We start from the raw sequence: 19,178 nt of genomic DNA on the forward strand, positions 1-19,178 counted from the left end.
TCAGCCCTCTCGCGTGAAGCGCATGAACTGCTTCTCGTACTCCTTGGCATCGGTGGTGGTGGCCAGCACCCGCTGCGGCCGCCCCGCGAAGTCGAACACCACGGCCTCGTAGCCCGACCCCTTGCGCCGCCAGCCCGCGATGTGCTCGTCGTCGTACCAGCCGATGAGCCGCTCGGTCTCGAATGGGATCCGGACCTTCGCCGGGGCGTCGGAGCCGGTGGACCAGACGCAGATCTCCTTCTCGGTCCCCTTACAGTACGTGAGCAGCGACGATCCCGACGGGGAGATGTCGTCACCCTCGACGGTGATCGGGGTTCCCACGTCCAGCAGGGTCTGCAGCACGGTGCCCTGCAGGTCGTAGAAGCGGATGCGCTGGGTCTTGCCGGTGAGCGCCCAGGTGCCGACGGCGCGGCCGTCGCCCCGCCAGAAGTAGCTCCACTTGCCCGCGTCCTTCTCCTTCACACGGACGATCCTGGCCTTCTTCGTGGCGACGTCGATGATCGCGAAGCCGTACTCCTTGCTGGTGTCGTCCACGGCCTCGTAAAGCGTCACCAGGCCGCGTCTGCCGTCCGGCGACCACTGCGGCAGCGTCGGGTAGACCGGCGCCTTGGTGATCCTGATCCTGGTCGCCGCGCCGGAACGCTGGTCGATGACCGACACGATCGAGTAGCTCTGCGCGTCGTATATCCGGTCGGTGCCCAGCGCCTGGGTACCCGCGGCGTTGAGCGTGTAATGGAAGTACTTGCCGTTCTTGGCGAACCGATCGGTGCCGGACTTCCTGACGTAGAGGGTCTTCTCCCAGTCGAGGCTGTAGGAACTCAGCTTGATCGGGTCCTGGGGACTCTCGTGGAGCGTGATCGAACTGCCGGGCAGCTTGATCCTGCTGGTCGCCTGCGGCACCGTGGGAGCGTTGGGGGACGGGGTCACGGCGGGAGTGGGAGAACTTTTTGTGCCGCCGGCCTGGGTGATACCCGGCTGAGGGTCGCCCGGCGTCTCGGTGGTGCCGCTGCGCACCGCCAGCACGACGCCCCCGGCCACGAGGGCGGTGGCCAGCAGGCCGCCGACGACCGCGAACCACACCCCGCGCCCGCTCCGGGCGGAGACAGGCTGCTGTCCCGGATACGCCGGTGATCCGGGGTTCCGGTACGGGGCGCCGTCATGGGAGGGATAGGTCGCGGGACCGCCGTAGGACGGGGGCCCCGGGGGCCCCTGAAATCCCTGCTGCGGGTATCCCTGTCCTTGTTGGGAATGGGGACCGGCCTGAGCGTAGCCGTGAGACGCGGACGGCTGGGCGTAACCGTGGGGCTCGGACGGCTGCGTGTAGCCGTGAGACGCGGACGGCTGCGTGTGGCCACGTGGTTCGGAGTGCTGGGGGTAGCCCACCGGGCCTCCCTGCGGGCCCTGCGCCGGGTAGCCCCCGCCGGGACCTCCGTGCTGGGGATACGGCTGCGGCTCGGGGTGGCGGGGGTAGCCCTGCTGGACGCGGTCGTCGCCTCCCGGATGCCGCTGCACGTAGGCGGTGGGGCCGGGTTCGCTCCCGGCCGGGTAGCCGCCGGGGCCGGGGCCGGTCCGCTGCGCCGCAGCGGCCGAGCCCTCGGCGAGGATGCCGCGGGGCGCGGTGGGCAGCGCGGCGCCGGTCGGCCCGCCCGCATGGCCGAGCAGCCGCAGCAGCGCCTCGCCCGCCGCGGGCCGCTGTCCGGCGTCCTTGGACAGACACTGCCCGACCAGGTCGCGCAGCGCCGGATCGGCGATCGCCCCCAGGTCGGGTTCCAGGTTCATGATCCGGTTGAAGATCGCCGGCAGGCTGTCCGTACCGAACGGCGGCTGCCCGGTGGCCGCGAAGACCATCGTGCAACCCCAGGCGAACATGTCGGCGGGCGAGCCCGCGTTCTCCCCCGCCAGTTGCTCGGGGGTCATGTAGGAGGGGGTGCCGATCGCCATCGCGGTCAGCGTGGAGGTGCGGTCGAGCGCCTTGGCGATACCGAAGTCGATCACTCGGGGGCCGTCGGGGGCCAGCAGCACGTTGGAGGGCTTGAAATCACGGTGGACGATTCCCGCCTGGTGGATCGCGACGAGCGCGGTGACCGTGCCGATCGCCAGGCGGTGCAGGGCCGCACCCTCTCGGGGGCCCTCGGTGGCCACGACCGCGTCGAGCGTCGGGCCGTCGATGTACTCGCTGACGATGTACGGGCGATGCTGGTCGACCCCGGTGTCGATCACCGCGGCGGTGCAGAAGGGCGCGACCCGCTGGGTCGTGCTGACCTCACGGACGAAACGTTCCATCGCCTCCTCGTCCTGCGTGAGGTCGGCGCGGAGCAACTTGACCGCGACACGGACTCCCGTCGGGGAGACCCCCAGGTAGACCGTTCCCTGGCCTCCCTCGCCGAGCCGGGCGGTGAGCCGGTACTCCCGCACATGCTCGGGATCCCCGGGCCGCAAGGACGCGAGGTCCGCCATGGTCACACCCTTCTTCCGTGATGAACTTCCGGTCCCATTGTGGGGGCAAAGGGTCACAGGACGTACATCAAACCGCAAGCCGGGCGGACCTCCAAAGCGCGGTCCAGACGACCTTGCGGGATCCGCGGAAGGGTCGGAAGAGCGTGCGCGAGAGCCGGCTCGCAGGCCGGACGATCTCGGGTGAGAAGGACCGGGCCAGGCCGCCCGGCGGCGGGACCGCTCAGAGGCCGGGCGCGCCCCAGAGGGGGAACCAGCGGCCGAGATCCGGCTCGATCTCCAGCTCACCGCCGATCGCACCGCGCACCTGCAGCTCCAGCGCGTTGTCCCTGCGCCCCTCCTGCCCGGGCAGCGGGGCGAACGGGTAGAAGGTGCCCTGCTTGTAGAGGTAGACCATGGCGAGCCCGCGGCCGTCGGGGGCCGCGAAGGAGACCAGCGAGCAGAGCAGCGAGGGGCCGAAACCCGCCGCCTCAAGGGAGGAGTTGACCGCGTGCAGGTCGGTGACCAGATCACCGAGCAGGTCAGGCGCGCGGCGCACCAGCAGCCACGTGTAGCCGTAGGAGTCCTTCGAGACCTTCACCGGGGGGCCGCCTCCGGCGTCCAGCAGCTGGGTGACGTCGCGCTCAAGCGCGGCGAACGCCCCGCCCTCGGCCGAGCGGAAGCAGACCGCTCCCAGCCCGGTCGGCACCAGATCGGTGGCCGCCTGCAGGGTCACCGCGGCCGAGGGCAGCGCGAACAGCGCGTCCAGGTCGGCCTTGGCCGGTTTGCCGCGGCCCAGCAGAGCATCCCACCAGCGCATCCGGTCACTTCCCCTTCACGGCTTCACGGCTTCCACGGAACGGCACTTCACCGCTCACCGTAGTCCGCTCGCCGTAGTCCACCGCAGGCGGCGCCTCCCACCGATACGCCCTGTCAGCCCCCCTGCCCGAGCTGGGCGGAGATCCTGCTTCCGCTCGGATACGAGCCACCCGTCGCGGAGCCTTGCTGTCAGCCCCCCTGCCCGAGCTGGGCGGAGATCCTGCTTCCGCTCGGATACGAGCCACCCGTCGCGGAGCCTTGCTGTCAGCCCCCCTGCCCGAGCTGGGCGGAGATCCTGCCGAGCTGGTCAAGGCGCCGCTCCAGCGGCGGGTGGGTCGCCAGCAGCGCGCTCAGGCTCGCCTTGCCGGACAGTGCCGGTACGAAGAAGAAGGCGTTGAACGGCTCGGCCTCACGCAGGTCCCTCGTCGGGATGCGGGCCATCTCACCGCTGATCTTGACAAGGGCGCTGGCCAGAGCCGACGGGCGCTGGGTGAGCAGCGCTCCCGCGCGGTCGGCGGCCAGCTCCCGATAGCGCGACAGAGCCCGGGTGAGCAGGAAACTGACCGCGTACACCAGGACCGAGACGAGCATGATGATCAGGCCGATCGGCAGTCCGCCCCTGTCGTCGCGCCCGCGCCCGCCCAGGCCGCTGTAGAGCGCGACCCTGGTCATGAGCCCGGCGACTATGCCGAGGAAGGACGCGATCGTCATGACCGCGACATCGCGGTGGGCCACGTGGGACATCTCGTGGGCCAGCACGCCCTCCAGCTCACCGGTGTCGAGCCTGCGCAGCAACCCCGTGGTCACGCAGACCACGGAGTTCTTCTGGTTACGGCCGGTGGCGAACGCATTCGGGACGTCCGAATCGGCGATCGCCACCCGCGGCTTGGGCATGTCGGCCAGAGCGCACAACCGGTCGATCATGCCGTGCAACTCCGGCGCCTCCTGCGGGGAGACGACACGTCCGTGCATCGCGAACAGCGCGATGCGGTCGGACATGAAGTACTGCACGAGGAGCATGACGCCGGCGATCAGCAACACCGCGACCGCACGGACGCCCAACGCGATCAGCACGGCCACGAAGACGACGTAGAGCAATCCCAGCAGGAACATGGTGATCACCATGCGCCTGGTCAGGCCCCGGTCCGGGGCGAACCGGGTTTGTACCATATGACCAGGCTATCCGGGAATCAGCCCCTCATTGCCGAGCATCTCCCGAACTTCTTCCATGGAAGCGTCGGCCGGAGGCAAAATCAGCTCCGAGGACTCCAGGCTGTCGTCGGGCAGCGCCTTGCCGACATGGCGGACCTTGTCGAGCAGGGCGTGCAACCGCGTACGGAATGCCTCCTCCTCGCCCGCCTCGATGGCGGCCTCCAGTTCGGCGTCCAGGGCGTTGAGCACGTCAAGGTCGGCGGGGGCGATGTCGATCTGCCCCTCCCCCATGATGCGGACGATCACAGGCCCTCCCCTGGCTGGCGCAGCTGCTGCGTCTGGTTGGACTGTGGTTGCTGCTGAGGCTCGGGCTGCTGCTGGGCCGGACCGGGCGTGATCGCCCCCTGGGGCCCGGCGCCCTGGCCGAGTTCGGCCTTCATCCGGGCGATCTCCAGCTCCACATCGTGGCCGCCGCCCATACGGTCGAGCTCGGCCTGGATGTCGTCGCCACGCTGCCCGCTGAAGTCGTCGAGTGCGCCGCTGGCCAGCAGTTCGTCGATGGCACCCGCGCGGGCCTGCATGGAGGCCGTCTTGTCCTCGGCGCGCTGGATCGCCAGACCGACGTCGCCCATCTCCTCGGAGATGCCGGAGAAGGCCTCGTTGATCCGCGTCTGCGCCTCGGCCGCGGTGTAGGTCGCCTTGATCGTCTCCTTCCTGGTACGGAAGGAGTCGACCTTGGCCTGCAGCCGGTGGGAGGCCGTGGTGAGCTTCTCCTCCTCGGCCTGAAGGTTGTCGTGCTGCACGCGGAGGTCGGCGATCTGGGTCTGCAGGCTGCCGCGGCGGGTCAGCGCCTCGCGGGCCAGGTCCTCGCGACCGACCCCGAGCGCCTTACGGCCCTGCTCCTCAAGCTTGCGCGACTGCGCCTCGATCTGGTTGATCTGAAGCTCCACGCGTTTACGCGAGGTGGCGACGTCCGCCACACCCCGGCGCACCTTCTGCAACAACTCCAGCTGGCGCTGATATGAGTAGTCCAGGGTCTCGCGAGGATCCTCCATCTTGTCCAACGCGTTGTTCGCCTTGGACCTGAAGATCAGCGAAAGTCTCTTCATCACGCTCATGCGCGTCGGCCGTCCCCTTCTTCAAGTGCGCTTCGGGTCACCCCAAGTGATTCCAGCCCCCCGAAAAGCACCGGAGCCACCATAGGGTTCACCCTACGCATAACGCGCGGGGGCGTCACTAAGTTGCAGTCCCGGTAGGCTGACGTTGTGTTCCGACGTACCCAGACCACCGCGGACGACTCCCCCGCCTCCGCTAACGATCCTAAGCCTGCGGGCAAGGGGCGTCCCACACCCAAGCGACGGGACGCCGAAGGCCGTCGCCGGCAGCCGGTGAACGCCCCCAGCAACCGCAAAGAGGCCTACCGGCAACTCCGCGAGCGCCAGGCGAACGACCGCGTCAAGGCGCGCGAGGGGATGCTCCGCGGCGACGAGCGTTACCTTCCCGTCCGCGACAAGGGGCCCGTCAGGAAGTTCGCGCGCGACTGGGTCGACTCCCGCCGCGTCGTCAGCCAGTACTTCCTGCCGTTCTCCCTGCTGATCCTGCTGCTCACCTGGATCCCCTTCCCGACTGAGGTCCGCGGCTACGTCTACGTCGCCGTGATCACGATCGGCTGGCCGATCATGATGGTCGGCGTGCTGCTCACCTCGATCTGGGTGTCCTGGAAGGTGAAGAAGCTCGCCGCCGAGAAGTTCCCCGGCGAGAGCCTCAAGGGTGTCGGCTTCTACGCCGCCATGCGCGCGCTGCAGATCCGCAAGCTGCGCTTCCCCCCGCCCACCGTCCTGCCAGGCGGCAAGCCGGTCCCGCCGAAGAAGTAGTTCGCGGCACCCGGGAGCAGCACGGCCCATCGGCTTTCGAACCCCGCCCCTTTCTCGAAGGGGCGGGGTTTTTCATGTCCTTCGTTCTTCATGTCCTTCGTTCTTCATGTCCTTCGTTCTTCATGTTCTTCGCAATGGCCGCGAAGCGGGTCCGTGGGGCTTTCCTGGGAGTCCCCGCGTGTTGCTCTCGCGGGCGGGAGGGACATCGATCCGCCTCCGGGGCCTTTCTGGAGGCTTCCCCGGAAGCCGGGGTCCGCGACGGCCCGTCCGGCGGCGATCACGACTGCACGACGTCCCAGTCCAGCTCGCCACCGGTCACCTTGGGTTTCCAGTGGCCCACGGACCCGCCGGTCTCCAGGGCGTTCGCCGTCGCCTTCAGCAGGCCGTAGTACGAGCGGATCCGGATGCCGCCGGGCGTGAAGCTCATCCGACCCTCGTGATCGGTCCGCCCGACGTCGCGCGCCACGGAGTCGATCACCAGGTGGTCACCGCTTCCGTTGGCGCCGAACGGGATCATCCGCCCGTCCCACCATTCCGCCCGCGAGTCGATGCCGACCTCGACGCCGATGTCCTCCCCGTCCGTCCCGCAGAGCCGCCGCCAGGTGTCACGGATCCCGCGAACCCCCTGGTTCCGGTTACCGATGAAGCCGAACGGCCAGGTGTCGTCCACGAGGCGGGCCCCGTCGTGCCGTAGCAGGGAGGCACGCAGGTCGTCGGGGAAGCGCAGGCCCATCTGCGCCTCGGCGACGGCGATCGTGCGGGCCCTGGCGGGCCTGCCCAGCGTGCGAAGGCTCTCTGGGGCGTTGGCCGCGAGCCACCTCTCGATGCGGCGCCACTGGCGGTTCACCGCCCCGGTCACCCTGGGGTCGATCGCCCGCACCCTCGGGACCCCCACCTGCGGCCGGCAGGCCGCGTCGGGAACCGCCGCGGCGGAACCGTCCGGCGGCGGGGCGAGGTCGGCCACGACGGACTCGTCCGGCGGGGCGGGGGCGGCCGCGGCGGAGTCCGGAACGACCACGACAACCCGGCACGAGCCGGTGTACCGGCTCACCGGCCCCTCTTCCGCCGGGTAGCGGATCCCCGGTTCCAGCGCCTGCCCCGGCTCGCACCCGTCCTTCGCATCCGGAGGGCTCCGGAGGGCGATTTCCTCGACGGCCCGCGTCCCCTCCGAGAAGACCGCGTTCTCCAGGACCTGCGTGCCGAAGGCGAGCAGGAACAGCCCGATCCCGACGACACCCCAGCGGGCCAGGCGGCCCCGGGTGGCCCCGTCCAGCGGCTCGTGCGGCGACCTGCGCGCGAACGTCCGCTCGACGGCGGACCGGAAGGCGGAGGGGGGACCCACGGCGTACCGCCTGAGGTCCTCCTCCGTGGGGACACCGAGGAGCGGCGCGGGAGGCCACCGCGGCACGCGCCCGGCCCCGGAGGCCGTTTTCTCCGCCGGTGAGCCGATCGACGCCTTCTTGATCGGGGAGTAGCCCCGGGGGCCGGCCTCCGGTCTCCGCCACAGGCGGACGACCACCACGACGACCGCCGCCAGCACCCCGGCGGCGAGCGCCAGCCGCACTCTCCGAGAAGTGATCAACCGCAACACGCCCGGCAGAGTATCCCGAATCGGGCACCTACTAATGTCAGACCATGGAATTCCGCCACCTTGGCCGGAGCGGTCTCATGGTCAGTGAGATCAGCTACGGCAACTGGATCACCCACGGTTCCCAGGTAGAGGAGGACGCCGCCAATCAGTGCGTGCGGGCGGCGCTCGATGAGGGGATCACCACCTTCGACACCGCCGACGTGTACGCGGGCACCAGAGCGGAGGAGGTTCTCGGCCGCGCCCTCGCGGGCGTCCGCCGCGGGTCTTTGGAGATCTTCACCAAGGTCTACTGGCCGACCGGCCAGGGCCCCAACGACCGCGGCCTGTCGCGCAAGCACATCACCGAGTCCCTGCACGGCTCGCTGCGCCGTCTGCAGACCGACTACGTCGATCTTTACCAGGCACACCGCTTCGACTACGAGACGCCGCTTGAGGAGACCCTCAAGACCTTTGACGACCTCGTACGCCAGGGCAAGGTCCTCTACGTCGGCGTCAGCGAGTGGACCGCCGAGCAGATCAGCCGGGCACTGAAGATCGCTGACAAGATGGGCTTCGACCGCCTGGTCTCCAACCAGCCCCAGTACTCCATGCTGTGGCGGGTCATCGAGGCCGAGGTCGTGCCGCTGAGCGAGAAGGAGGGCGTCGGCCAGATCGTCTTCTCTCCCATCGCCCAGGGCGTGCTCACCGGCAAATACCTGCCGGGGCAGCCGCCCCCCGCCGGTTCCCGGGCCACCGACCCCACCGGGGGCGACTTCATCTCCCGGATGCTCAACGACGACGTGCTCACCCGCGTCCAGCAGCTGAAGCCGATCGCCGCCGATCTCGGGCTGAGCATGGCCCAGCTCGCGGTGGCCTGGGTACTGCAGAACCCGAACGTGTCCTCGGCCATCGTCGGCGCCAGCAGGCCCGAGCAGGTCCGCGACAACGTCAGGGCCTCCGGGGTGAAACTGGACGCCGAGGTGCTCAAGAGGATCGACGACGTCCTCGGCCCGGTCGTCGAGCGCGACCCCGCCAAGACCGTCAGCCCCAGGCAGCGTCCCTGAGTGCTGTGACCGCAAAGGCTCGCCGGATTCATCCGGTGGGCTTCGCCGGCTGACCTGAACGGTCAGTGACCACCGGCCCGGCGAAGGTCTCCGGTCACCGCGGGACGGGGAGACCCCTCGCCCCCTCTCACCGAGGGGGCGAGGGGTCGGTGAGCCGCTCGCCGTTCCTCAGTGACCGTCAGCTCGCGCCCGGCTCTTCCACCAGGCGGGATGTGCGGCTCACCATGTGACCCGGCCGGTCGGGGGGCCGCCTCCGGCGGGTTTCGCGCTCACTCCGGGCGCAGGGACATTCCCTCGTACTCGATCTTCTCGCCTTCGAACAGGGTGACCTTCTCAACCCCTGCCTCCAGCAGCTCACGCCAGTTCTCACCGAGCCACGACTCGGCATCGGCCTGGCTCGGGAACGTTTCCGGCGGCGCGACCCCCTCGACTACCTCGCCGCCATTCGCGTTTTCATAACGCCAGCGCCACGTCATGCCATAGCTCCTTCTCACGGATCCTGCCAGTGCCGTTCGGCGGCTCAGCGAACCCTACCTCTCCAGGGTGCCCCCGAGCGTGGAGGCAGGATCATGGTCTCGCGCCCCGCCGCCCGGCTGTTCCCGACCCCGTACGCTGCGGAGGTCACCCGCTTCCGCCGGCAGGCGGAGGCTCTCAACCCCTCAACCCGATGGGAGACCGGGCGTGAAGGTCCTGATCTCCGGTACGGCTGGTGCGGCCGGCTGGCCGTCCCCGGGCTGCGGGTGCGCCTCCTGCTCCCGCGCCCCCTCCGGCCGCCGCCCCACATCCGTGGTGCTCGGCGACTCCGTACGGCTGCCGCCCACCGGCCCGCTCCCGCCCGGCTACCGCGCCTCACCCGGCCCGGACGGCCTCACCGTCACCACCCCCGGCGGCCGGCGCGTCCTCTACGCCGCCGCCTGCCCGCCCGTCTCTCTCCCGGATGGGGAGCCAGACCCCGCCTGCGTGGGAGAGGCGCTGGACCTGGTGCTGCTGGATGTGCTTGACCGGCCGGAACGGCTGGGGGACCTGCGGCGGCGGGGGCTGGTCGGCGAGCGGACGCATGTGGTGGCCGTCGACGTCGACCACCGGGTACCGACGGAGGCGGAGCTGTCCCGGCGGGCGGCTGTGTGGGGAGTGCGCGCCGTACCGGATGGCACGGTCATCGACATCGGCGAGCCCCCGCCGGTTCCGGCTCCCCCACCCCGAAGGACCCTGCTGCTCGGCGGGACCCGGTCGGGCAAGTCCGCGGAGGCCGAACTGCGGCTGGTGTCCGAACCCGAGGTCCTCTATGTCGCGACCGGGCCGTCCGGCGACGGCGACCCCGAGTGGCTGCGCCGGGTCCGGGCACACCGTGACCGCAGGCCCGCCCACTGGGAGACCGCCGAGACCACGGACCTGGCCGGGCTGCTGCGGTCCGCCGGGACCCCGCTGCTGATCGACGGGCTCGGCACCTGGGTCGCCTCCGTCTTCGACGAGTGCGAGGCGTGGTCGGGCGGGAACGGCCTGGACGCGGTCACGGCCCGGTGCGACGACCTGGTGGCGGCCTGGCGGCAGACCCGGGCCCGGGTAGTGGCGGTCTCCGACGAGGTCGGCCTCGGCGTGGTGCCCGCCACCGCCAGCGGCCGGATGTTCCGTGACGTCCTCGGCCGCCTGAACCAGCGCCTCGCCGCGGAATCCGAGGACGTCGCCCTCGTCGTCGCCGGCCGCCTCCTGCTCCTGCCCTGCTGAGCCTCCCCGGCTGCTGAACCGCTGCCCGCCGCCGGAGTCGGAGGAGGTCACCCTGCCCTGCCGGGCCTCCCCGGCTCCGGGCGCGTACCGAGAAATCCGCAGGCGGGGGGCGCGAGCTATGATCTGCGGTCGTGCCCATGCCCCCGCCCTCCGACAGGCCGTCGACGTTCACCGACGGGGTGCGTCTCGCAATCGGCACGCTGAGTGTGTTCCCGGTCCGTCCCGGGGTGGTCGACCGCCGCGCGGGGGGCGTCGCGATGGCGATCGCCCCGCTGGTGGGGGCGGCGCTCGGGGCCGTCGCGGGGCTGGTGCTGGCGGTGGCGCTGTGGCTGGGCATGACGCCGCTTCCGGCGTCGGTGCTGGCCGTGGCGGCCCTCGCACTGCTCACCCGGGGGCTGCACCTGGATGGGCTGGCCGACCTCGCCGACGGGCTGGGCAGCGGAAAGCCCGCCGAACGGGCACTGGAGATCATGAAGCGGTCCGACATCGGCCCGTTCGGGGTGGTGACCCTGGTCTGCACCTTGCTGCTCCAGGTGGCGGCCCTGTCGGAGCTCGCCCGCGCGGGGATGGGGCCGGTCGTCCTGGTCACGGCCTGCGCGGCCGGGCGGCTGACCCTCACCTGGTCCTGCCGGGTGGGAATCCCCCCGGCCCGCCCCGACGGGCTCGGCGCGATGGTCGCGGGCACCGTGCGACGGAGCGTCGCGGTGGGCATGACCGCGCTGGTGCTCGCGGGATCGGCGGCGCCGGCCTTCCTGCGTGACGCCGATGTCCTCGACGTCTGGTCGCCCTCCTTTCCGTTCCTCGACGCGTACGAGGACAACTACCGGCTCATCTCGGAGATCGGCTCGATCTCAGCGTCCGGCGGGACCGCGGTGGCCGGCCTCAGCGACCTCGTCCCCTGGCTGGGGAACCTCTCCGCTTCCTGGGGGCTCCCGGCTGCCGTGCTACTCGGACTGCTGGCGGCCTGGGTGGTGCGGCGCAGAGCGGTGCGCCGGCTCGGCGGCATCACAGGGGACGTGCTGGGAGCCCTGGTCGAGATCGCCACCGTCACGGCACTGCTGGTGAGCACGGTGCTCGTGAGCTGACCCCCCAGCCTCGCCCGGCCATGCCGGCTCCGTCGGCTCCGTCGGCTCCGTCGGCTCCGGAAGATCCGGAAGATCCGGAAGATTCGCTGGCCAGGCTGAACCTGCGGACCTCACCAGAGCAGCCGAACTTCGCGAATCGGGCAGATGAGGCTCATCGGCGATAAGCCCGGGGATCTTCCTCTCCGCAGACTCTCAGGCGGTGGCCTGAAGCTGCGGCTCGATCGGCCAGCGTTTGATCACCAGCGCGGAGATCGCGGCCAGCAGCACCGAGCCGACCAGCCCGGTGATCCCCACGACAGCCAGATTAGGCGGGTCGGCCGCGTCACCGACGAGCAGGGTCAGGCCGCCGGAGGCGTTCAGGGATCCGTGCCCGACGACCGCGGGCCAGACACTCCCGGAGTAGAGGCGGAACCAGCCGAGCAGGGCACCGAAGACCACGCAGAAGACGACGAACATCGGCGCCGCCCACGCGCCCAGCTCGGGGTAGTTGTATCCACGCAGGGTGAGCGGGAAGTGCCAGGCTCCCCAGATCAGCCCGGACACCAGGAGCGCCCGCCAGGTGCCGAGCGGCATCAGGCGGGGCAGCAGCCAGCCCCGCCACCCCCATTCCTCGCCGAATGCCGCGATCGAGTTGATCAGCGGAGCGATCAGGAAGGCCGTCGCGACCTGCACGGCCACCAGGACTCCGGGCTCCATCGGAAGCGGCCGGCCAAGAGAGGCCGCCGCCAGGGTCTCGCGGAACAGGCTGAGCCCCCGCAGGTCGACGGAGAGCAGGCCGAGGGCGGCGCTGAGCGCGATCGCGGCGATCACCAGTAGGGGAATCCCGAACCAGGCCAGCGCGACGAGCGCGAGCGTGCGCCCGCGACGCTCCCCCATCCACAGGCCGGTCCGCTCAGCCCACTCACGCCAGGCGGTGGCGGGCTCCCCGAGCCGTCTGCCGCGCAGCCGGACAGCGAGGACTCCGAGTGCCGGGGTGAACATCATCGCCACCCCGATCACCGTGAACGCCAATACACCGGCCGACTCGCCCATCAACCAGAGGGGAAGGGCGAACAACCAGGACAGGCCGAACGCGACGAGCAGAAACAACCACAGGTCAGTGGATCTGCGGAGCATGAGATCACCTTCGAACGCTTGGTCTTCGAGGGATGTCTTTGGGGATGGAAAGGCCCGCGAAGGTGGAGATCAGCGGGCGCCGGGACCGGTGGAAACCCTGGCCACGAGGGTGTTCAGCAAGGCGGCGCCATTCTCGGCGTCATCGATCGAGACGGCGAAGCGACCGCCGGAGACGTAGCCCACCACAAGGCACTCCCCGCCTCTGAGCATGACCGTCACGGCACCCGGCAGGCCTCGAATGCCCCAGCCTCCAACATTGGATGGGAACAGCTCCTCCGACCAGGCCCGCTCCACTTGCGTGATCGGAATGTGCTTGCGGGGCAGGCGGAGTGGTCCGTAGAAGAGGACGACACCCTCCTCGGTGACCTGCACCCGCACCGAACTGAAGGTCACACCCACCAGGCCCACCAGGAGCATGATCGCTGCGGGGATCCACAGTGTGCCGTCACCACCGAGCAGCGCAAGCACCGTGAGCCCCACCCCTGCGGCCAGAACGGAACCGCCGAGCGTGACAAGCAGGTTATTGCGCGCCGAGGAGACCCATACCGCGCGCTGGCCCGGACGAAGCGGGACCTTTCGCGTGGAGATCGCTCCCCGCTCGGGGAGGTCATCGGGCCCCGGACGGCCCAGCAGGGCGCCGAGCCAGCCGCCCAGCACCAGGAGGGCGGGCACGAGCAGCGCCCCCCACCCCAGGTGACCGGCCTGCCACCAGCCTGGAGCGTCGAGGTTGGCCGACAGCGTGATCGCCTGCAGCCCCAGGAAGAACATGCCGCCCCCGCCCAGCAGGGCACCGAGCGCCATGCGACTCGCCCTGCGCCTGAGCATCCCGGCGTTGACGAGTGCGGACGCGCAGGAGGCGCCCGCGATCAGCGTCCACAGACCGGCCTGGAACAGCAGCGAGACGGTGAACGGCATCGAGCCGTCGGGGGCACCGGACGGACCCCAGTGTGTGGCGATCGGGTCGGGCAGCCGGTCTCGCAGCGCCAGTGGTACGGCGATCAGGGCGGCTGCCACCAGCGCGGCCCAGCCGGCTGTCACGGAAAGGAATCGGGCTTGCAGGCCCACGGCGATCACCCCTTCGAAGGAGCGGGTCTCAGACCCGGTCAGGACAGTTCTCTGATGAGCTCGATGACGTCGTCATGGCGGTAGCCGTACTGGACCGCCTCGGCGAGCAGGGAGCGCAACTTCTCCTCGATGACGCTGCGCGGGTTGGGGCGGCTGAGCACGCTCACGCCGCGGCCGCGGCGGAACTCCAGCACCCCCTCGTCGCGCAGGTCCCGCAGGGCGCGCAGCACCGTGTTGGCGTTGATGCCCAGCGCGACGGCCAGATCGCGAGCCGGCGGGAGCCGGTCTCCCTGAGCGTAGGAACCCTCGGCGACAGCGCGTCTGATCGCCTCGGCAACCTGCTCGTGCAGTGGCCGAGGATCGTTCATATCCAGGGTGAGCAACATGATGCTAGCGACATTAGCACCAACCCCCTCGATGGTGCCACTCCCGATAGCACCATCGGGTGACGCGATTCATAGGACGAACCCTCGTTTACGAGTACTATGCAAGCCCGACTAGCATCGGCTTGTGTGACCACTGTGCGGCTGACCCCAACTGACAACGCTGTCTCGTTCGACACCGACGCACTGGTCGTCGGCGTCCATACCGGACCGGACGGCCTGCTCCCCGCTCCCGGGGCCGACGGCCTCGACCAGGCTCTCGGCGGCAGGCTCGCCGCCACGCTCGACAGCGTGGGCGCCAAGGGGAAGCCGGGCGAGATCTCCAAGATCCCCACTTTCGGCGCGCTGACCGCGCCCCTGCTGGTCGTCGTCGGCCTGGGCGACGTCCCCGAGGGCGGCTACGACGCCGAGGCCCTGCGCCGCGCCGCAGGCACCGCGGTCCGCGCCCTGGCGGGCACCGAGCGTGTGGCGCTGGCCCTGCCCACCGCGAACGCCGAGCACGCCGGCGCCGTCGCCCTGGGCGGCCTGCTCGGCGCGTACTCCTTCACCAGGTACCGGACCGCCCAGGAGCCGAGCACCCCGGTGGCCGAGCTGGCCGTGCTGACCGACGCCGAGGGCGCCGAAGCGGCGGTCGGGCGCGCCGGCACGCTGGCCGAGTCGGTCTCACTCGTCCGCGACCTGGTCAACACCCCGCCTTCGGACCTGTGGCCCGCGCGCTTCGCCGAGATCGCCGAGCAGGTGGGCGGCGAGGCCGGCCTGTCGGTGGAGGTCCTGGACGAGAAGGCGCTCAGGGAGGGCGGCTACGGCGGCATAGTCGCCGTGGGCCAGGGATCGGCCAACCCGCCCCGCCTGGTACGCCTCGCCTACAGCCACCCCGAGGCGGACAAGAAGCTCGCCTACGTCGGCAAGGGCATCACCTTCGACTCGGGCGGCCTGTCGCTCAAGCCGTCGGCCGCGATGGACTGGATGAAGTCCGACATGGGTGGCGCGGGCGCCGTCTTCGGCGCGATCCTCGCGATCGCCAAGCTGGGCCTGAAGGTCAACGCGGTCGGCTACCTCTGCCTGGCCGAGAACATGCCGAGCGGTACCGCGCAGCGCCCCTCCGACGTGTTCACCAGCTTCGCGGGCAAGACGGTCGAGGTGCTCGACACCGACGCCGAGGGCCGCCTGGTCCTGATCGACGGCATCGCCCGGGCCGGTCAGGACGACCCGGACGTGATCGTCGACGTCGCCACGCTCACCGGCGCGCAGATCGTCGCGCTGGGCTGGCGGACGGCGGGCGTCATGGCCAACGACGACGACCTCCGGGCCGAGATCGTCGCGACGGCGGGCGAGCAGGGTGAGGCCGCGTGGCCCATGCCGCTGCCCGACGAGCTCCGCAAGGGGCTCGACTCTCCCGTGGCCGACATCGCCAACCTGCACCCCGAGCGCTTCGGCGGGATGCTGACGGCGGCGATCTTCCTGCGGGAATTCGTGCCGGACGGTGTCCGTTGGGCACACATTGACATGGCCGGTCCCGCGTTCAACAAGGGAGAGCCACACGGCTACACGCCGAAGGGCGGTACCGGGGCGATCACCCGGACGCTCGTCGGCCTGGCCGAGCGTTATGCGAACGAGCCCGCCTAGTCGTCGGCGTGGCCGCGCATGCGGGTCACAAGTAACACAGACAGATGAAAAGATGCGGTTGTCGGTGCCGGGCCAAGGGCGGGCACCGACTGGGCGCCAAGCCGGGTCCGGCGGCGGTGTGGATGCGATCGAGGATCCGCACGGCCGGCCAGGGCACGGAAGGGGCGCGACCGTGAACACGGTATTCCGATCCGACAAGGAGCTTTCCTGTGGCTGATGGCAGCGGCCCCTACGACATCGTCGTCCTGGGTGGCGGTAGCGGTGGGTATGCCTGCGCTCTGCGGGCAGCCGAGCTGGGCAAGACGGTCGCGCTGATCGAGAGGGACAAGATCGGCGGCACATGCCTGCACCGGGGGTGCATTCCCACCAAGGCGCTTCTGCACTCCGCGGAGGTCGCCGACGAGACGCGGGAAAGCGCGACCTACGGCGTCAAGGCCCGTTTCGAGGGCATCGACGTGCCCGCGGTCCACGCGTTCAAGGACAAGATCGTCAATCGCGCCTGGAAGGGCGTGCAGGGCCTTCTCAAGAGCAAGGGCATCACGATCATCGAGGGTGAGGGCCGTCTCGCGGGCCCGAACCGGGTGTCCGTGGGCTCCGGGATCTACGAGGGCCGCAACATCGTGCTGGCGACCGGCTCCGCGCCCAGGTCCCTTCCCGGCCTGGAGATCGACGGCGAGCGTGTCATCACCAGCGAGCACGCGCTCAAGCTCGACCGGGTGCCCACCTCCGTGGTCGTCCTGGGCGGCGGCGTCATCGGTGTGGAGTTCGCCAGCGTCTGGCGCTCCTTCGGCGCCGAGGTGACGATCGTCGAGGCCCTGCCGCACCTGCTGCCGCTGGAGGAGGAGTCCAGTTCCAAGCTGCTTGAGCGCTCCTTCCGCCGCCGCGGCATCAAGCAGGAGCTGGGCGTCTTCTTCGAGGGCGTCAAGACCACCGACACCGGCGTGGTCGTCAGCCTGGCCAACGGCAAGACCCTGGACGCCGAGCTGCTGCTCGTCGCGGTCGGCCGCGGCGCGGTCTCCGCGGGCATGGGCTTCGAGGAGGCGGGCGTCGCCATCGAGCGCGGCACCGTCACCGTGAACGAGTTCTGCCAGACCAGCGTGCCCGGCGTGTACGCGGTCGGCGACCTCATCCCGACCCTGCAGCTCGCCCACGTGGGCTTCGCCGAGGGCATCCTGGTGGCCGAGCACATCGCGGGGCTGAACCCCGTGCCGATCGACTACGACGGCGTGCCGCGGATCACCTACTCCGACCCCGAGGTCGCCTCGGTGGGCATCACCTCCGCCCAGGCCAGGGAGCGCGGTCACGAGATCGTCGAGTTCACCTACGATCTCGCGGGCAACCCCAAGAGCCAGATCCTGCAGACGCAGGGCGCCGTCAAGATCGTCTCGGCGAAGGACGGCCCGGTGCTCGGCGTGCACATGGTCGGCCGTCGCGTCGGCGAGCTCGTGACCGAGGGACAGCTGATCTACAACTGGGAGGCCCTGCCCTCCGAGGTCGCGCAGCTCATCCATGCCCACCCGACCCAGTCCGAGGCCGTCGGCGAGGCGATGCTGGCGCTGGCCGGCAAGCCGCTCCACGTCCACAACTAACGTAAGCCCTCACTCGGAACGCGAGAGAAGACACCAATGCCGAAGTCCGTACAGATGCCCCAGCTCGGTGAGAGCGTCACGGAGGGCACCGTCACCCGTTGGCTGAAGAAGGAGGGCGAGCGCGTCGAGGCCGACGAGCCGCTTCTCGAAGTCTCCACCGACAAGGTCGACACCGAGATCCCGTCTCCGGCCGCGGGCATCCTCACGAAGATCGTGGTGGCCGAGGACGAGACGGTCGAGGTCGGCGCTGAGCTCGCCGTCATCGACGAGAACGGCACCGAGGGCGCCGCCCCGGCGCAGGAGGCGGCCCCCCAGCCGGAGCCCGAGCCGGAGCCGGCCCCCCAGCAGCAGGCACAGCCGGTCTCCTCGATCCCGCAGCCCGCCCCGCAGGCTCCCGCCCCGGCGCAGGCTCCCGCTCCGGCGCCGGCGCCGGTTCCCGCGCAGGCCCCGGCACCGCCCCTCCAGGCCGCGCCGCCGGCCCCGATCGCGGCGGCACCCGCCTCCGAGCCCGCCGCCCAGCTCTCCGGTGACAGCCCTTACGTCACCCCGCTGGTGCGCAAGCTCGCCGGCGAGCACGGCGTCGACCTCGACTCGCTGAGCGGCACCGGCGTCGGCGGGCGCATCCGCAAGCAGGACGTGCTGGAAGCGGCCCGCGACCAGCGCGAGCGGGCCGCGGCGGCCCAGGCCCAAGCTCAGGCACAGGCACAGGCACAGGCGGCCCCGCGGGCCGCCGCCCAGGCTCCGGCTCAGGCGGCCGCCCCCGCGCAGGCTCCCGCGCCGGTCGCGGTGGACACCACGCTGCGCGGGCGCACCGAGAAGATGTCGCGGCTGCGCCAGACCATCGCCAAGCGCATGGTCGAGTCGCTGCAGGTCTCGGCCCAGCTCACCAGCGTGGTCGAGGTCGACGTCACCAAGATCGCGCAGCTGCGTAACCGCGCGAAGGCAGAGTTCCAGCGGCGTGAGGGCGTCAAGCTCTCGTTCATGCCGTTCTTCGCCCTCGCCACGATCGAGGCGCTCAAGCAGCACCCGAAGCTGAACGCCACGATCAACAGCGAGACCAACGAGGTCACCTACTTCGACGCCGAGCACCTGGCCTTCGCAACGGACACCGAGCGCGGCCTGATCGTCCCGGTGATCAAGGACGCGGGCGACCTCAACATCGCCGGGCTGGCCCGTAAGATCGCCGATCTGGCCGAGCGCACCCGCACCAACAAGGTGAGCCCGGACGAGCTCGGCGGCGGCACGTTCACGCTGACCAACACCGGCAGCCGGGGCGCGCTGTTCGACACGCCGATCCTCAACCAGCCGCAGGTCGGCATGCTGGGCACCGGCGCGGTCGTCAAGCGCCCGGTCGTCCTGGACACCGCCGAGGGTGAGGTCATCGCCGTCCGCTCGATGGTCTACCTCGCGCTCAGCTACGACCACCGCCTGGTCGACGGCGCCGACGCCGCCCGCTTCCTGACGACGATCAAGCGTCGCCTGGAGGAGGGCCGCTTCGAGAACCAGCTGGGCCTCAACGCCTAGTCCCCCGTTCTCTCCCACCGGGCCGGTCCGCGACTCCGCGGGCCGGCCCTGCTCGTTCTCGCCCGCGTGTCGCGCCTCGTCCTCCCGGTACGCCGAAGGCGCCGATCGCAGGGACACGGGCGCTTTCCCGGGGACCTCTTCCCGGGAACCTCG

17 protein-coding genes are annotated in these 19,178 nt (G+C 70.6%); 7 read left to right on the forward strand and 10 right to left on the reverse strand.

Annotated features, from left to right (window positions below):
• From OIE13_RS18555 to OIE13_RS18575, 5 genes are all read right to left on the reverse strand, one after another.
• Complete coding sequence (locus OIE13_RS18555) at nucleotides 1-2,457, reverse strand: protein kinase domain-containing protein (protein WP_326638084.1); 2,457 nt, start codon at nucleotides 2,455-2,457, stop codon at nucleotides 1-3.
• 220 nt (nucleotides 2,458-2,677) lie between these two features.
• Nucleotides 2,678-3,253 carry a PspA-associated protein PspAB gene (pspAB, locus tag OIE13_RS18560; RefSeq protein WP_326638083.1) on the reverse strand — a complete coding sequence of 192 codons (576 nt, stop codon included), beginning with the start codon at nucleotides 3,251-3,253 and terminating at the stop codon, nucleotides 2,678-2,680.
• Between the two features lie 263 nt (nucleotides 3,254-3,516).
• Nucleotides 3,517-4,422, reverse strand: coding sequence for a zinc metalloprotease HtpX (htpX, locus tag OIE13_RS18565; protein ID WP_326638081.1), 906 nt, complete (start codon nucleotides 4,420-4,422; stop codon nucleotides 3,517-3,519).
• Nucleotides 4,423-4,431: 9 nt separating this feature from the next.
• Nucleotides 4,432-4,710 (reverse strand): PspA-associated protein PspAA, encoded by a 279-nt coding sequence (gene pspAA / locus OIE13_RS18570; RefSeq protein WP_326638079.1) that lies wholly within the window; start codon nucleotides 4,708-4,710, stop codon nucleotides 4,432-4,434.
• Nucleotides 4,707-5,522, reverse strand: a complete 816-nt coding sequence (locus OIE13_RS18575; protein ID WP_326638077.1) for a PspA/IM30 family protein — start codon at nucleotides 5,520-5,522, stop codon at nucleotides 4,707-4,709. Before OIE13_RS18575 ends, pspAA begins: the two co-directional genes overlap by 4 nt.
• 147 nt (nucleotides 5,523-5,669) lie before the next feature.
• Between OIE13_RS18575 and OIE13_RS18580 the strand changes: the two genes are divergently transcribed.
• A complete protein-coding gene (locus OIE13_RS18580; protein ID WP_326638074.1) occupies nucleotides 5,670-6,278 on the forward strand; it encodes a DUF3043 domain-containing protein in 609 nt (202 codons plus the stop codon).
• Nucleotides 6,279-6,555: 277 nt separating this feature from the next.
• Here the strand turns inward: OIE13_RS18580 and OIE13_RS18585 are convergent, their stop codons facing one another.
• Nucleotides 6,556-7,869, reverse strand: coding sequence for an SMI1/KNR4 family protein (locus OIE13_RS18585; protein ID WP_326828454.1), 1,314 nt, complete (start codon nucleotides 7,867-7,869; stop codon nucleotides 6,556-6,558).
• Nucleotides 7,870-7,913: 44 nt separating this feature from the next.
• Here OIE13_RS18585 and OIE13_RS18590 point away from each other — a divergent pair, with 44 nt between their 5' ends.
• On the forward strand, nucleotides 7,914-8,912 hold the full coding sequence (locus OIE13_RS18590) for an aldo/keto reductase family protein (protein WP_326638070.1): 999 nt from the start codon (nucleotides 7,914-7,916) through the stop codon (nucleotides 8,910-8,912).
• Nucleotides 8,913-9,181: 269 nt separating this feature from the next.
• Here the strand turns inward: OIE13_RS18590 and OIE13_RS18595 are convergent, their stop codons facing one another.
• Nucleotides 9,182-9,388: a hypothetical protein gene (locus tag OIE13_RS18595; protein ID WP_326638068.1), complete on the reverse strand. Its 207-nt coding sequence runs from the start codon at nucleotides 9,386-9,388 to the stop codon at nucleotides 9,182-9,184.
• A 205-nt stretch (nucleotides 9,389-9,593) separates the two neighbouring features.
• Between OIE13_RS18595 and OIE13_RS18600 the strand changes: the two genes are divergently transcribed.
• Together OIE13_RS18600 and OIE13_RS18605 are read left to right on the forward strand one after the other, a co-directional pair.
• On the forward strand, nucleotides 9,594-10,637 hold the full coding sequence (locus OIE13_RS18600; protein ID WP_326638066.1) for a bifunctional adenosylcobinamide kinase/adenosylcobinamide-phosphate guanylyltransferase: 1,044 nt from the start codon (nucleotides 9,594-9,596) through the stop codon (nucleotides 10,635-10,637).
• Nucleotides 10,638-10,774: 137 nt separating this feature from the next.
• On the forward strand, nucleotides 10,775-11,722 hold the full coding sequence (locus OIE13_RS18605; protein ID WP_326647022.1) for an adenosylcobinamide-GDP ribazoletransferase: 948 nt from the start codon (nucleotides 10,775-10,777) through the stop codon (nucleotides 11,720-11,722).
• A 192-nt stretch (nucleotides 11,723-11,914) separates the two neighbouring features.
• Here OIE13_RS18605 and OIE13_RS18610 read toward each other — a convergent pair whose 3' ends face one another.
• The 3 genes from OIE13_RS18610 to OIE13_RS18620 form a co-directional block, all read right to left on the reverse strand.
• A complete protein-coding gene (locus OIE13_RS18610; protein ID WP_326638064.1) occupies nucleotides 11,915-12,838 on the reverse strand; it encodes a CPBP family intramembrane glutamic endopeptidase in 924 nt (307 codons plus the stop codon).
• Between the two features lie 69 nt (nucleotides 12,839-12,907).
• Complete coding sequence (locus OIE13_RS18615; protein ID WP_326828455.1) at nucleotides 12,908-13,876, reverse strand: DUF1648 domain-containing protein; 969 nt, start codon at nucleotides 13,874-13,876, stop codon at nucleotides 12,908-12,910.
• A gap of 65 nt (nucleotides 13,877-13,941) precedes the next feature.
• On the reverse strand, nucleotides 13,942-14,289 hold the full coding sequence (locus OIE13_RS18620) for a GntR family transcriptional regulator (protein WP_326638061.1): 348 nt from the start codon (nucleotides 14,287-14,289) through the stop codon (nucleotides 13,942-13,944).
• A 126-nt stretch (nucleotides 14,290-14,415) separates the two neighbouring features.
• Between OIE13_RS18620 and OIE13_RS18625 the strand changes: the two genes are divergently transcribed.
• From OIE13_RS18625 to sucB, 3 genes are all read left to right on the forward strand, one after another.
• Nucleotides 14,416-15,912: a leucyl aminopeptidase gene (locus tag OIE13_RS18625; protein WP_442811545.1), complete on the forward strand. Its 1,497-nt coding sequence runs from the start codon at nucleotides 14,416-14,418 to the stop codon at nucleotides 15,910-15,912.
• A 209-nt stretch (nucleotides 15,913-16,121) separates the two neighbouring features.
• On the forward strand, nucleotides 16,122-17,501 hold the full coding sequence (lpdA, locus tag OIE13_RS18630; protein ID WP_326638058.1) for a dihydrolipoyl dehydrogenase: 1,380 nt from the start codon (nucleotides 16,122-16,124) through the stop codon (nucleotides 17,499-17,501).
• A 36-nt stretch (nucleotides 17,502-17,537) separates the two neighbouring features.
• A complete protein-coding gene (gene sucB, locus OIE13_RS18635) occupies nucleotides 17,538-19,025 on the forward strand; it encodes a 2-oxoglutarate dehydrogenase, E2 component, dihydrolipoamide succinyltransferase (RefSeq protein ID WP_326828456.1) in 1,488 nt (495 codons plus the stop codon).
• Nucleotides 19,026-19,178: the final 153 nt, after the last annotated feature.

The organism is Streptosporangium sp. NBC_01810 (assembly GCF_035917355.1).
GTDB lineage: Bacteria > Actinomycetota > Actinomycetes > Streptosporangiales > Streptosporangiaceae > Streptosporangium.

Bases quoted from the DNA above. Each gene is read 5' to 3' on its own strand.
- OIE13_RS18620 (WP_326638061.1), bottom strand. From the start codon at position 14,289: ATGTTGCTCACCCTGGATATGAACGATCCTCGGCCACTGCACGAGCAG.
- sucB (WP_326828456.1), top strand. From the start codon at position 17,538: ATGCCGAAGTCCGTACAGATGCCCCAGCTCGGTGAGAGCGTCACGGAG.
- OIE13_RS18610 (WP_326638064.1), bottom strand. From the start codon at position 12,838: ATGCTCCGCAGATCCACTGACCTGTGGTTGTTTCTGCTCGTCGCGTTC.
- OIE13_RS18575 (WP_326638077.1), bottom strand. From the start codon at position 5,522: ATGAGCGTGATGAAGAGACTTTCGCTGATCTTCAGGTCCAAGGCGAAC.
- OIE13_RS18555 (WP_326638084.1), bottom strand. From the start codon at position 2,457: ATGGCGGACCTCGCGTCCTTGCGGCCCGGGGATCCCGAGCATGTGCGG.
- htpX (WP_326638081.1), bottom strand. From the start codon at position 4,422: ATGGTACAAACCCGGTTCGCCCCGGACCGGGGCCTGACCAGGCGCATG.
- pspAB (WP_326638083.1), bottom strand. From the start codon at position 3,253: ATGCGCTGGTGGGATGCTCTGCTGGGCCGCGGCAAACCGGCCAAGGCC.
- OIE13_RS18595 (WP_326638068.1), bottom strand. From the start codon at position 9,388: ATGACGTGGCGCTGGCGTTATGAAAACGCGAATGGCGGCGAGGTAGTC.
- OIE13_RS18590 (WP_326638070.1), top strand. From the start codon at position 7,914: ATGGAATTCCGCCACCTTGGCCGGAGCGGTCTCATGGTCAGTGAGATC.
- OIE13_RS18605 (WP_326647022.1), top strand. From the start codon at position 10,775: ATGCCCCCGCCCTCCGACAGGCCGTCGACGTTCACCGACGGGGTGCGT.